11 protein-coding genes are annotated in these 12,748 nt (G+C 70.6%); 6 read left to right on the forward strand and 5 right to left on the reverse strand.

Annotated elements, in window-relative coordinates:
* Positions 1-57 precede the first annotated feature (57 nt).
* Complete coding sequence (locus FHR38_RS19495; protein ID WP_184536024.1) at positions 58-2,514, reverse strand: acylase; 2,457 nt, start codon at positions 2,512-2,514, stop codon at positions 58-60.
* A gap of 258 nt (positions 2,515-2,772) precedes the next feature.
* On the opposite strand from FHR38_RS19495, the gene FHR38_RS19500 reads away from it, so the two are divergent.
* From FHR38_RS19500 to FHR38_RS19515, 4 genes are all read left to right on the forward strand, one after another.
* Entirely contained in the window at positions 2,773-4,770 is a 1,998-nt protein-coding gene (locus FHR38_RS19500) for a sensor histidine kinase (RefSeq protein WP_184536025.1), read from the forward strand.
* Entirely contained in the window at positions 4,734-5,387 is a 654-nt protein-coding gene (locus tag FHR38_RS19505) for a response regulator transcription factor (protein WP_184536026.1), read from the forward strand. Before FHR38_RS19500 ends, FHR38_RS19505 begins: the two co-directional genes overlap by 37 nt.
* 61 nt (positions 5,388-5,448) lie before the next feature.
* Positions 5,449-5,943 carry a MarR family winged helix-turn-helix transcriptional regulator gene (locus tag FHR38_RS19510; RefSeq protein ID WP_184536027.1) on the forward strand — a complete coding sequence of 165 codons (495 nt, stop codon included), beginning with the start codon at positions 5,449-5,451 and terminating at the stop codon, positions 5,941-5,943.
* Complete coding sequence (locus FHR38_RS19515; RefSeq protein WP_184536028.1) at positions 5,936-6,706, forward strand: bleomycin resistance protein; 771 nt, start codon at positions 5,936-5,938, stop codon at positions 6,704-6,706. Before FHR38_RS19510 ends, FHR38_RS19515 begins: the two co-directional genes overlap by 8 nt.
* Before the next feature lie 79 nt (positions 6,707-6,785).
* Here the strand turns inward: FHR38_RS19515 and FHR38_RS19520 are convergent, their stop codons facing one another.
* Positions 6,786-6,977, reverse strand: a complete 192-nt coding sequence (locus tag FHR38_RS19520) for a DUF2795 domain-containing protein (protein ID WP_184536029.1) — start codon at positions 6,975-6,977, stop codon at positions 6,786-6,788.
* Positions 6,978-7,073: 96 nt separating this feature from the next.
* Here FHR38_RS19520 and FHR38_RS19525 point away from each other — a divergent pair, with 96 nt between their 5' ends.
* Positions 7,074-8,330 carry an erythromycin esterase family protein gene (locus FHR38_RS19525; RefSeq protein ID WP_184536030.1) on the forward strand — a complete coding sequence of 419 codons (1,257 nt, stop codon included), beginning with the start codon at positions 7,074-7,076 and terminating at the stop codon, positions 8,328-8,330.
* A 3-nt stretch (positions 8,331-8,333) separates the two neighbouring features.
* Here the strand turns inward: FHR38_RS19525 and FHR38_RS19530 are convergent, their stop codons facing one another.
* Both FHR38_RS19530 and FHR38_RS19535 read right to left on the reverse strand, forming a co-directional pair.
* The gene (locus FHR38_RS19530; protein WP_184536031.1) at positions 8,334-9,974 is read right to left on the reverse strand and encodes an ABC-F family ATP-binding cassette domain-containing protein; all 1,641 of its coding nucleotides are present in this window, start codon (positions 9,972-9,974) and stop codon (positions 8,334-8,336) included.
* A 133-nt stretch (positions 9,975-10,107) separates the two neighbouring features.
* On the reverse strand, positions 10,108-10,749 hold the full coding sequence (locus tag FHR38_RS19535) for a TetR/AcrR family transcriptional regulator (RefSeq protein WP_184536032.1): 642 nt from the start codon (positions 10,747-10,749) through the stop codon (positions 10,108-10,110).
* A gap of 145 nt (positions 10,750-10,894) precedes the next feature.
* On the opposite strand from FHR38_RS19535, the gene abc-f reads away from it, so the two are divergent.
* Positions 10,895-12,523 (forward strand): ribosomal protection-like ABC-F family protein, encoded by a 1,629-nt coding sequence (gene abc-f, locus FHR38_RS19540; RefSeq protein ID WP_221449088.1) that lies wholly within the window; start codon positions 10,895-10,897, stop codon positions 12,521-12,523.
* Here abc-f and FHR38_RS19545 read toward each other — a convergent pair.
* Positions 12,505-12,675 (reverse strand): hypothetical protein, encoded by a 171-nt coding sequence (locus tag FHR38_RS19545; RefSeq protein WP_184536034.1) that lies wholly within the window; start codon positions 12,673-12,675, stop codon positions 12,505-12,507. The two genes, abc-f and FHR38_RS19545, sit on opposite strands and share 19 nt — an antisense overlap.
* Positions 12,676-12,748 lie beyond the last annotated feature (73 nt).

Genomic DNA, 12,748 nt, shown 5'->3' on the forward strand with positions numbered 1-12,748 from the left:
GCACACGGGCCGGGTACCCCGATGCTGACGGCCAGCCCCGGGGTACCCGCCTGGTTGTCAGCCCAGGTTGTCGTGCCGGTTTCCCCGTACCCGGTAGGTGCGTAGGTTCGGGTCGGCCGAGATCTGTGCCTCGGTGTACTTGATGGTGTCCCAGCCCTTCTGCGAGTAGAGCCGGGTCTGGTCGGCGTAGTAGGGCGAGTTCGGGTTGGTCGACTGCGAGTAGGTCAGGATCTGCCGACCGGACGGACCATGCCGGCCGAACTCGACTGCCATCACGAACGACGTACCGTAGTTGACCTTCGGGTAGCCGACCCCGGGCGTCAACCCGCTGTTGATCGCGTTGAAGATTCCGGAGCCGCCCGGGCCGCCGTGGATCGGGATCTGTTCGCCACCCCGTGGCTCGGTCTGTACCTCGCCGAGCGGTGCGTCCAGCGGGACGCCGGCCAGGCGTTGCACCGCGTCGGCCAGCGCGGTCAGCACCCTCGGGTTGTCGGCGGCGAGAACCCGGGGCGTGTTGACCGGATCGGTCACCACGAACGGGTCCCGGAACACGAGGCCGCGAGCGCGATTGAACTCGTTGAACAGGTGGGCACCGCGACTGTCCAGGTTGGCGCGCAGGTCCCAGCCCCGTAGCGCCGCGCAGGCCGCGGTGAGGTCGACCGTGGCACCGTTCGACGCCGTGGCGCTCGGGTTCGCCGTGCAGAGCGCGACCAGGTCGTCGCGGACCAGTTCACCACCGTAGACCCGGTTGCCGAACTGGACCTGCCAGAGGTTCTCGGTGGTGAACCTGGTGCCCGGCAGGCCGTCGGTGCCGGCGAGCCGCTGCTGCACCTGGCGCACCCCGAGCCGGGTACGCAGGCCACGTTCCGTCTGCTCGTCACCGATGATTCGTGGGAAACCGGTCAGCGGCTGTTCCGGGTTGGCCAGCCAGTGGCTGTTGTTGGAGTTGGTGACGTAGTCGGTCCGGATCAGCACCGGCAGGTGGGCCGGGCCGAGGATGCCGGGCACGGCGGCGTCGGGGTCGGCACCCAGCCCACAGGCCGACGTCGACCCGTCGAGCACTGCCTCGCCGGATTCGGCGTACCGGGTTCTGAACCGCGCCGGGATGCAGGTGGCGGCGAGTTCGTCGGTGACCCGGGGGACGACCGAGTGGTCGCCGTAGAGCGCCTCGCCGGCCGCGTCCGCGGCGACGATGTTGACCCAGGGCAGGAACTGGTAGCGGTCGAGGATCGTCTTCGCTGCCCGGACCGTCTTGGCCCGACCGAGCTGCAACCAGCCGTCCAGCGCGCGGCCGTTGTCGGCGTTGATGTCCGTCATCGCGTACGCGGTGCTGGTCGTCCAAGGGAAGGTGGGGGAGGCGATGACCGGGCCGAACCGGGTGTCGTAGAAGGTGTGGGTCACGGGTTCCGTGCCGCCGGTCGGCGTCGGCACCCGAACCGTCACGGTGCGCTGGGTCATCTTCTCCGGCTTCCCGTCGACCAGGTACGACGTGGGATCGCCGGGCACCAGCTTGAGTTCGTGCCACACGTGCCGCAGGGCGGTGGAGACGGTGTGACTCCAGCCCATCGAGGCGTTATGTCCGATTTGGACGATCGGGTCGCCGAGCAGCGACGCCCCTTCGACGTCGTAGCTGCCCGGGATCTTCAGGTGGATCCGGTAGAAGCGGTCGGGCCCGTCCCAGGGGAAGTGCGGGTTGGCCAGCAGCATCCCGCCGCCGCTGACCGTCGCCGCACTGCCCAACCCGTAGGCGTTGCTGCCCAGCCCGCCCGCGTTGCCCTCCGCGGCGTCGGCGCTGCCCGGGTCGGCGGCGCTCGTGCCCGGCCCGCCCGCGTCCAGGGTGGGGCTGGGCGCGGATCCCGGTGCCGGTGCAACCGTGTCGAGGAGCGGACGGAGCAACTCCAACGTCCCTGACCGGATCATGTTGGCCCAGTTGGTACGCCAGAGGTCGAGCGCGTTGATCTGCCGTACCCAGGGCTTGTCGCGGCACTGCGGGTCGGTCAGCTTTGCCACGCCGGTCTTGCGCAGGTAGTTGTTGTAGCCGGCGGCGAAGCCACGGACGAGGTCGCGGACCTCTCGCGACGGCGCGGCTACGCCGTCGGGGGTGCCGGCGAGGAGCCCTTCGGCGACCTTGTCCTCCTTGGCCTTCTGGAAGAACAGGTCGCTGCCCACGTTCGACTCGGTGGCACCGAAGTACCGGGACCGGGCGGCATCGGCGGTGACGACCTTCTCGGCGATCACACAGATGTTCTCCTCGGCCTGCACGTAACCGGCACCGAAGCCGAGGCTGGCGAAGTTCCTGGCGGTGACGTGTGGCACGCCGTACGACGTGCGGCGGATCTCGGCCGAGTACCCACCGGCCGACTCGGTCGTTTCGGCCTGGGCTGGTGTGGTGCCGGCGACGAGACCAGCGGCGAGCAGGGTGGCAGCGGCGATCGTGGCGGTGCCGGCCCGGGCGTGAGGTCTGGGTCGGGTGCCAGCCGACCGTACGGCAGGTGTGCTGTCTTTGCCCTTCATGAGGAGAAACTAGGCACGACGTGACGGGTCGCACATCAGCCCAGAGATGTCATCCCATGGATGGATGGCAGATTCGTGCGTCGTCCGGATGACGGGTGAATCGGTTGCTGTGCTGACCGGTCGACCGGTATTCCGGCGGCGACCGTAGGGGTGCCGAGCGTGGGCGAGAGCCGACGGGTGCGGGGTGTAGCTAGCCACACCCCGGTTCGGGCCCTGCCGACAATACGGTGGGCCCGCAGCTCAGGGCATGCTTGCGACATGACGAGCAGGGGGGTACGGCATCACCTGATCGCCGTCGCACGTGGCCTGGCCCTGGCCGGGGTGGCGCTGACCGGCGCGGTCGCGTTCCTGGCCCAGTTGGCCGTCTTCGTGCCCGGGTTCGGGCTGGGGCTGATCTTCCTGCTGCCCCGCCCGGTCGAGTGGGGGCGGCACCTACCCAACCTGGCCCGACGGCTGGCCCACCGCTGGTCGGGGATACCCGTCGCCGTGCCGTACCGGCCCCGACCGTCGGCACCCCGACCGGAACCGGACGGCCGGTATCGACACCTCAACAAGCTCTACCGGTCGCCCCGGTTCCCGGCGTTCTCCGCCCGCCTGGACTGGCTGCTCGGAGACGGGGCGACCTACCGCGACCTGACCTGGATGGCACTCAACACGGTGGTGGGCGGGGTGCTCGGGGCCCTGCCGGCGGGGCTGGTCGTGGGTGGTCTCGGCGTGGCCGCCGGTGGTGCCTGGTACGCCGCCGCCCGGGCCGGTGCCTACTGGTGGGCGGTGCCGGCCGGACTGGTTGGCGCGGTGGTCGGCGTGGCGACCGCTCCGGCGCTGGTGGCGCTCCACGGTCGGTGGACCGCGTTGCTGCTGCGACCGACCGTCTCGACCCCCCGGTCCGAGTGTCGGAAGGCATGGATCGGTCGCCATCTGCTCGTCCTGGTACGCCTGCTCTACCTGCTCGCGTTGGCCCTGCTCGGCGTGCTGCTGGCCGTACTGACCGTGCTGGTGATGGTGCTCGGCTTCGGCGTCGGTCAGGTCTACCTTCTTCCACCGATCATCGAGATGACCCGCTGGCTGACCGGGTACCGTCGCGAACTGCTGGGAAAGTGGTCCGGGGTGGCGGTGGAGACGCCGTACCGGCCTGAGCCGGAACTGCCCGCACCGCGGCCGGACGGGCTCTACCAGGTCGACGACCACCTCTACGAGACGGCGCGGTGGGCGGCGTACAACCAGCGGCTGAAGTGGCTGAACCGGGACCCCGCCACCTGGCGGGACATGCTGTGGCTGGTGACCGACCCACTGGTCGGTGGCGCGACGCTGCTGCTGCCCTTCGGGCTGATCTGGTACGGCCTGATCAGCCTGACGGTGCCCGGGATTCTGCGGCTGGCCGGGGTGGACGCGGCGGGGCAGAGTTGGCTCTTCTCGACCTCCGCCGGACTCGGTCCGATGGCGATGTCCGGGCTCGGCCCGACGGTGGTGGCCGGGCTGGCGATCCCGGTCGGCCTGGCGCTGGCCCTGCTGGGTGTGCTGGTCGCGCCGAGCATGCTGCGGCTGCACCACCGCTGGACCAGGCTGCTGTTGGCCCCGACCAGGCGGGCCCAACTCGCCCTGCGGGTGCAGCGGCTCACCGAGACCCGGGCGGACGCGACCGAGGCCCAGGCCGTTGAGCTGCGTCGGATCGAACGGGATCTGCACGACGGGGCACAGGCCCGGCTGGTGGCCGTCGGACTGACCCTGGGTGCCGTGGAGCAGTTGATGGATCAGGATCCGGCCGCCGCGCGGGCGCTGCTGGCCGAGGCGCGGGAGAGTTCGGCGAAGGCGCTGGCCGAACTGCGTGACCTGGTTCGGGGCATCCACCCGCCGGTGCTGGCCGAGCGTGGGCTCGGCGACGCGATCCGGGCGCTGGCGCTGGACCTGCCGATAACGACCGAGGTGACTGTCGAGGTGCCCGGCAGGCTGGTGGAGCCGATCGAGTCGGCCGCCTACTTCGCGGTCAGCGAGCTGTTGACCAACGCGGTGAAACACGCCCGGGCGAGCCGGATCACCGTCGACCTGCGGTACGCCGACGGCCGACTGCGGGCCGTGGTGACCGACGACGGTCGGGGTGGGGCCGATCCGGCTGCCGGCAGCGGCCTGCGGGGGGTGGAACGTCGCCTGGGTACATTCGATGGCGTCGTCGTGGTGAGCAGCCCGCCGGGTGGGCCGACGGCGATCAGTCTGGAGTTGCCGTGCGTGTTGTCGTCGCCGAAGACCTCTACCTCCTGAGGGAGGGTTTGGTCCGGCTGCTGTCCGTACACGGGTTTGACGTCGTCGCGGCGGTGGAGACCGGCCCGGAGCTGCTGCGGGCGCTGGTCGAGCTACGTCCGGACGTCGCCGTGGTGGATGTACGGCTGCCGCCGACCCAGACCGACGAGGGGTTGCAGGCGGCGCTGGCGGCCCGACAGGAGGTGCCTGGCCTGCCGGTGTTGGTGCTGTCCCAGCACGTGGAGCAGCTCTACGCCCGGGAGTTACTTGCCGACGGGTCGGGCGGGGTCGGCTATCTGCTCAAGGACCGGGTGTTCAATGCCGAACAGTTCGTCGAGGCGGTACGCCGGGTCGCGGCTGGTGGCACCGCGATGGACCCGGACGTGATCGCCAAGTTGCTGGTTCGGTCCGGCCGGAACGAGCCGGTGGCCCGGCTGACCCCACGGGAGCGGGAGGTGCTGGGCTTGATGGCCGAGGGACGTTCCAACAGCGCCATCGCCCAGCGACTGTTCCTGAGCGAGAGTGCGGTGGGTAAACACACCGCGAGCATCTTCGGCAAGCTCGACCTGGCACCGTCGGATGACGACAATCGGCGGGTGCTCGCGGTGCTGGCCTATCTCAACGGGGCCGGCGACTGAGCCGTAGGGCGTTGGCCAGCATGAGTTGACAGGGTCCTGTCAAGGCGGCAGGCTGCCTGCCATGACTCAGCTCACCCCGTCCGGGTCGGCCCTGTCCGAACTGGTCATCGAGGTGTTCCGCGCGAACGGTCTGCTGCTGGCCTCCGGTGATGGGCTGGCCCGACCCGCCGGCCTCACCAGTGCCCGCTGGCAGGTGCTCGGCGTGGTCGACCACGAACCGAGCACGGTGTCGGAGGTCGCCCGGGTGATGGGCCTGACCCGGCAGAGCGTGCAACAGACCGCCGACGCGCTGGCCCGGGACGGCCTGGTCAGCTTCGAGGAGAATCCGCGACACCGCCGCGCGAAGCTGATCACCATCACCGCACGGGGCCGGGTGGCGCTGGACTATGTGGAGCAGCGGCAGGCCGAGTGGTCCAACCGGATCGCCGAACGGGCGACCCTCGACGAGTTGCACGCTGCCACCCGAACCCTGCGGGAACTCGCCCGGCAGCTGGAGATCGACGCCGCACACACGCCAGACGACGACGCACAGCCGGACGGGAGAGACCATGGCTGACGAACGGACCGTGCCCCTGCTGCCGTGCCGCTCCATCGACGAGACAGCCGACTTCTACCGGGCGCTCGGGTTCGAGTCGACCTATCGACAGATCCGCCCCAACCCGTACATCGTGCTGCGGCGGGAGGATCTGGAGCTGCACTTCTTCGGGCTGGCCGACTTCGACCCGGAGCAGTCGTACGGGACCTGCCTGGTGTCCGTACCCGACATCGGAGCGCTCTACCAGGCCTTCGCCGAGGGCATGCGGGCGACGTACGGCAAGCTGCTGGTCGCCGGCATCCCCCGGATGACCCGACCTCGCGCCCGGAAGAACACCGGCAGCCTCTCCGGGTTCAGCGTCGTCGACCCTGGCGGCAACTGGATCCGGATTTTCCAGGCCCCGGATGCGGGTGACGCGCCGGCCGAGGACGATGTGCCGGACGAGACCGGTGTCGACGCAGGTGACACCCCCCAGAGCCGGCTGGCGAAGGTGTTGCAGAACGCCATCGTGCTCGGCGACTCCAAAGGGGACGTTGTGCAGGCGGTGCGGATCCTGGACGCGACTTTGGCCCGGGAGGAGGCGTTGGCGTCCGCCGTCGACCGGGTTGGTGCGCTGGTCTACCGGGCGGAACTCGCCGCTCGGCAGGCGGACGGCGAAACCGTGGATGCGCTCCTGACCCGGGTACGCGCCATCGAGCTGACCGACGCCGACCGGGCGCGGTTGACCGACGCGCTGGCCGACGCGGCGGAGCTGGAACTCGCCCGTCAAACCGATCAGCCGTAGTAGCGGGTAGGTGCCTTGCTCAGGCGGCCACTTCAGCTGCCTTGCGCTCAGGCGACCTTGTGCTCAGGCGACCTTGTGCTCAGGCGACCTCGCTCAGGGCGGAGTCGACCTCGGCCGGCGAGGCGAACTGGTCGGCTGGCAGGGAGCGTAGGAGCTGGATGACCGCCGTACCGGCACCGGACTCCTGGGCGCGCCGGACGAGATCCTCCTTGGAGATCGGAAAGTCCAGGCCGACGAGGTACTCCTGCACCTGTAGGGCGTTGACCGTCATGTCGACCGGTCTACCCGCAGCGGGCACCCGCACACCTGACCACCCGGCCGGGTTCGGGTGGCGTTTGTCGCCGATCCGGTCGGGTAGCCGCAGGGCATGGTGGTGCACCGGCTCGGGGGACCGGGCGACTTCGATCCGCTGCTGGAGCGTGTCGGCTCGGCCAGGGTGGTGATGCTGGGCGAGGCGAGCCACGGTACGCACGACTACTACCGGCTACGGGAGCAGCTGACCCGGCGACTCATCGCGGAGCAGGGCTTCTCCTTCGTCGCGGTCGAGGGGGACTGGCCGGACTGCGACCGGGTGCACCGGTCGGTGACCGCGATGCCGGGCGGCATGGTGGACCCGTTGGCCGCTCTGGGGCGGTACGACCGGTGGCCGACCTGGATGTGGGCCAACGGCGAGGTCGCCCGGTTCTGCATGTGGTTGCGCGCCTGGAACCTGGAGCAGGCCGAGCCGGTGCGGGCCGGCTTCCACGGGCTGGACGTCTACAGCCTCTGGGAGTCGATGCAGGCGATCTTCGACTACCTGGGTGAGGAGGAGCCGGCCACCCTGGAGGCGGCGCAGGAGGCGTACCGCTGCTTCGAGCCGTACGGCAGACGGATCGAGGAGTACGGCGTCGCCAGCCGGTTCGTCTCGGCGCGCTGCGAGGACGAGGTGGTGCGGCTGTTGGCGCGTACCCGGGAACAGGCGCTCGCCGACGGGCCGGACCGCTTCTCGGCATGGCAGAACGCGGCGGTGATCGCCGGCGCGGAGCGCTACTACCGGGCGATGGTGGCCGGTGGTCCGCAGTCCTGGAACGTCCGGGACACGCACATGGCGGACACGCTGGAGCGGCTGCTGGACTACTACGGCCCGGACGCGAAGGCCGTGGTGTGGGCGCACAACACGCACGTCGGGGATGCCCGGGCCACCGACATGACCGACGACGGGATGGTCAACATCGGTCAGTTGGCCCGGGAACGGTACGGCGACGAAGAGGTCGTGCTGGTCGGGTTCGGCAGCTACCAGGGCAACGTGATCGCCGGACCGCGCTGGGGTGCCCCCTGGGAGTCGATGGTGGTGCCGCCGGCCCGCTCCGGCTCCCTGGAACACCAACTGCACGGACTGCTGCCCGAACGGGCGTTGGTCCTCTTCGACGACGGCGAGCAGCCCGACTGGGCCACCGAGACCCTCGACCACCGGGCGATCGGCGTGGTCTACGACCCGTCGTTCGAGAAGTGGGGCAACTACGTGCCGACCCGGTTGGCGCAACGCTACGACGCGTTCGTCTGGTGCGATCGGACCAGTGCGCTGAATCCGCTGCCCGCGGCCCCGGTCCCCGGCGAGCTGGAGACCTACCCGGCGGGGGTGTGACGCCTAGCGCCTTCCAACACGGCGCTCGTCCCATCGGCGCTCGTCCCAGACCGGTTCGGGGTGCTCGTAGACCCGCCCGTCCGCGCCGAAGATCAGGAACCGGTCGAAGTCGGCGGCGAACCAGCGGTCGTGGGTCACCGCGAGCACCGTCCCCTCGAATGCGGCCAGGCCCTGCTGTAGCGCCTCCGCGCTGGCCAGATCGAGGTTGTCGGTCGGCTCGTCGAGCAGCAGCAGGGTCGCGCCGGAGAGTTCCAGCAGCAGGATCTGCAACCGGGCCTGCTGGCCACCGGAAAGCGTCTCGAACGGCTGCCGCCCAGCCGGCCCCAGCTCGTACCGGGCCAGCGCAGACATCGCCTCGTTCCGGGTGCACGCGTGTGTGCTCATCACGATCTCGGCCGTCGTACGACCGTGCAGGTCGGGGCGGGTGTGCGTCTGGACGAAGTGGCCGGGGACCACCCGTGCGCCGAGCCGGGCCTCGCCCTGATGCGCCACCGCCGGTGGCCTGTCCCCGCCCAACTGGGCGAGGAGACCGAGGAAGGTGGACTTGCCCGAGCCGTTGGCCCCGAGCACCGCGACCCGCTCGCCGTACCAGATCTCGGTGTCGAAGGGGTGCATCAGCCCGGTCAGCTCCAGTGCCTGGCAGAGCACCGCCCGTTTGCCGGTCCGGCCGCCGTGCAGGCGCATCCGGACGTTCTGTTCCTTCGGTGGCCGTTCGGGCGGCCCGGCCGCCTCGAAGCGGTGCAGCCGGGACTGGGCGGCGCGGTAGGCGGAGGCCATCGAGTCGTTGTTGGTGGCGCTCTGCCGCAGGGTGTGCACGAGCTGCCGGAGCCGGGTGTGCTCGTCCTCCCAGCGGCGGCGCAGCTCGTCCAGCCGGTCGATGCGGTCCGCACGGGCCTGGGCGTACGTCGCGTAGCCACCCCCGTGCACCCAGACGGTACGGGACTCGACGGTGACGATCCGGTCGGCCACCGTGGCGATGAGCTGCCGGTCGTGCGAGACCAGCAGTACGGTCTTGCGGCTGGCCAGCAGCTGTTCCTCCAGCCACTGCTTGCCGGGCACGTCGAGGTAGTTGTCCGGTTCGTCGAGCAGCAGGATCCGGTCCGGCCCGCGTAGCAGCGCCTCCAGTGCGAGCCGTTTCTGCTCGCCCCCGGAGAGGGTGTTCACCGGCCGGTCCCGGGCCTGGTCGAAGTCGAGCGCCAGGGCGGCGGTGGTGCAGCTGTCCCAGACCACCTCGATGTCGTACCCGCCGGCGTCGGTGTGGTCGGTGAGCGCCTGCGCGTACGCCAGTTGGGTCGACTCGTCCTCGGGGGCGTCGGCGAGGGCGCGCTCGACCCGGCGCAGTTCGGCGGCGCTGGCCCGGATCCGGTCCGGGGCGACCGAGAGCAGCAGGTCGGCGATGGTCCGGTCGTCGCGTACGCCGCCGATGAACTGGCGCATCACGCCCAACCCGCCGGCGTGTCGGACCTGCCCGGAGCCGGGGTGAAGGTCGCCGCAGATCAGCCGGAGCAGGGTGGTCTTGCCGGCACCGTTCGGGCCGACCAGTGCCGCCTTGCCGCCTTCGCCGATCCGGAAGGAGACCGCGTCGAGCAGGGGTCGCCCGTCCGGCAGCAGGTGGGTCAGTTCGCTTACCTCGATGTGGCCCACTGGCTCCTCCGCGTTCGGCGATGAGACCTCCCCGAAGGCCAGCTTTCCCGGCGGCCCGGTCTGATCACCACCGAATTACCGGTCGTCGTCTCCCGGTGGCGGGGTTACGAGGACGTCGACTCGGGCGGTGGGGTTACGAGGACGCCGACTCGGACGGTGGGGTTACGAGGACGCCGGCTCGGGCGGCGGCGAGTGCGGCGGCGGCGGCCCGGTCGGCGACGGTCTCGTCGATCGGCTCGCCGCTGACGAAGAGGCGGTAGTACAGCGGTGCGATGGCGAACCGGACGACCTCGACCGGGTCGGTGCCGGCGGGTAGCTCGCCCCGGGCGATGGCACGGTCGACGATCGGGGCCGACTGTTCGTGTCGGGCCTGGAAGAAGGCGTGGAGCGCCCGACCCGCCGCCGGGTTCTGGACGGCGGCGGCGACGAAGGCGGTGGCCACCGGGCCGGCCTCTGGGTCGGTGAAGCCGGTCAGTACCTCACGGGCCAGGGCGTGCAGGTCACCGTCGATGGTTCCGGTGTCGGGGACCGGCCACGGTTCGCCGCTGGCCAGCTCCAGTGCGTCGGCGATCAGTCCTTCGATGTTGCCCCAGCGCCGGTAGAGGGTGGTCTTGTGTACGCCGGAGCGAGCTGCCACGCCCTCCACGGTGAGCCCCTGATAGCCGTGGGCGACCAGTTCGGCGAGGGTGGCCTCGCGGACGGCGGCGCGGGTCCGGGCGGTGCGCCCGCCGGGCCGTACGGTGCCGTGTGTGGTCAAAGTCAACTCCAGTTGCATCAACTGATAATCGCTGGCATCCTCGACAGGATATTGCAACAGTAGTTGCATTATGCGGTCGCTGACCAGGGAGGGCAGTAGCGATGGGGCACCCGTCGAGCGTCGACGTCGACCAGTTCCACCCACCCCGATCGGAGACACGCTCTTGGCTACCCAACTCGCACTCCACGACGTCACCATGTCGTACGGGGAACGGCTCGTTCTCGACCGGATCTCGCTGACCGTAGCACCGGGCGAACACGTCGGCATCGTCGGTGAGAACGGCTCCGGCAAGTCCACCCTGCTCCGGCTGATCGCCGAGGTCGAGGCGCCGGAGAACGGCCAGATCACCGTCACCGCCGACGGCGGGATCGGGCACCTCACCCAGACCCTGGACCTACCCGAGGAGCACACCGTCGGGCAGGCGATCGATGGTGCCCTCGCCGAACTGCGCACCCTCGAACGTCGACTCCGCGAGCTGGAGGCCGACCTGGCCACCACCGACCTGGCCGCCGCCGAGCGGCTGTCCGCGTACGGCGAACTGCTCAGCGCGTACGAGGCACGCGGCGGCTACGAGGCCGACGCCCGGGTGGACAAGGCGTTGCACGGGCTCGGATTGGCGCACATCGGTCGGGATCGACGGTTGGGCAGCCTCTCCGGCGGTGAGCAGGCCCGTCTGGCACTGGCCTGTCTGCTGGCGGCCGACCCGGAGGTGCTGCTGCTCGACGAGCCCACCAACCATCTGGACGGGTCCGCGTTGACCTGGCTGGAGGAGCGGCTACGGGCCCACCGGGGGACCGTCGTGGTCGTCTCGCATGACCGGGTGCTGCTGGACCGGGTGGCCACCGCCATCGTCGAGGTGGCCGACGGTGCGGTGAGCCGCTACGGCAACGGCTACGACGGCTACCTGACCGAGAAGGCCGCCGCCCGAGCCAGGTGGAAGCAGGCATACCTCGACTGGCAGGCGGAGATCCGCCGGCTGGCGGACTTCGCCACCACCACCGCGCACCGGGTGGCGCCGGACCGGCCGATGAAGGACCGCAACAAGCTGGCGTACGACCGGGACAAGGGGCGGGTGCAGAGTTCGATCTCCAGCCGGGTACGCAACGCGCAGGAGCGCCTGCGTCGGCTGACCGAGGAACCGGTGCCGGTACCGCCCGAGCCGCTGCGGTTCGCCGGTCGGCTGGCCGGTGGCGACACCGGCGGACCGCTCGTCGAGTTGACCGCCGTACAGGTGGCCGACCGGCTCGCGATCGACACGCTGTCGGTGGCCGGCGGGGAGCGGCTGCTCGTCCACGGCCCCAACGGGGCCGGCAAGACCACCCTGTTGCGGGTGCTCGCCGGTGAACTGGCGCCGGAGCACGGGACGGTACGGCGGCACGGCCGGATCGGCTACCTGCCGCAGGAGTCACCGGTCCACCGGCCACGGCAGAGCGTGCTGGCGGCGTTCGCCGAGGGGCGACCCGGGGACATCGAGGAGCATCGGGACCGGCTGCTGGCGTTCGGGCTGTTCGCCCCGGACACCCTGCGGGTGCCCGTCGGGGCGCTGTCGATCGGGCAGCGACGCCGGCTCGCGCTGGCCCGGCTGCTGGACAGCGAGACGGACCTGTTGCTGCTGGACGAGCCGACCAACCACCTGTCACTCACCCTGGTCGAGGAGTTGGAGGAGGCACTGGCCGACTATCCGGGTGCGCTGGTGGTCGTCTCGCACGACCGGGCGTTCCGCCACCGGTTCGTCGGCGAGCAGGTGGAGCTGCGCGATGGTCGGCTGGTGCGTCAGGACACGACCGCCTGACCGCGCTGGTATTCGGCGAGATAGGCGCGGGCCCAGTCGTGCCACCAGCAGCCGGCATGGTCGCAGCGCCAGCATCGCGCGTTGTCCCGATGCTGGCGGATCGCCAGCCGCGCCGCGTCGTACTGGTCTTCGGTGTGGTGCCTGTCCGTCATGGTGATCGCCGCCTTCGCGTCCGGACCGGACGACCTCGTGGATGGTCAGGCCGGCTGCGCTGGCGGCGAACTG

It is taken from the genome of Micromonospora polyrhachis, assembly GCF_014203835.1.
GTDB lineage: Bacteria > Actinomycetota > Actinomycetes > Mycobacteriales > Micromonosporaceae > Micromonospora_H > Micromonospora_H polyrhachis.

Coding starts and splice junctions, on each gene's coding strand:
- FHR38_RS19495 (WP_184536024.1), bottom strand. CDS start 2,514: ATGAAGGGCAAAGACAGCACACCTGCCGTACGGTCGGCTGGCACCCGA.
- FHR38_RS19500 (WP_184536025.1), top strand. CDS start 2,773: ATGACGAGCAGGGGGGTACGGCATCACCTGATCGCCGTCGCACGTGGC.
- FHR38_RS19510 (WP_184536027.1), top strand. CDS start 5,449: ATGACTCAGCTCACCCCGTCCGGGTCGGCCCTGTCCGAACTGGTCATC.
- FHR38_RS19515 (WP_184536028.1), top strand. CDS start 5,936: ATGGCTGACGAACGGACCGTGCCCCTGCTGCCGTGCCGCTCCATCGAC.
- FHR38_RS19520 (WP_184536029.1), bottom strand. CDS start 6,977: ATGACGGTCAACGCCCTACAGGTGCAGGAGTACCTCGTCGGCCTGGAC.
- FHR38_RS19525 (WP_184536030.1), top strand. CDS start 7,074: ATGGTGGTGCACCGGCTCGGGGGACCGGGCGACTTCGATCCGCTGCTG.
- FHR38_RS19535 (WP_184536032.1), bottom strand. CDS start 10,749: ATGCAACTGGAGTTGACTTTGACCACACACGGCACCGTACGGCCCGGC.
- FHR38_RS19545 (WP_184536034.1), bottom strand. CDS start 12,675: ATGACGGACAGGCACCACACCGAAGACCAGTACGACGCGGCGCGGCTG.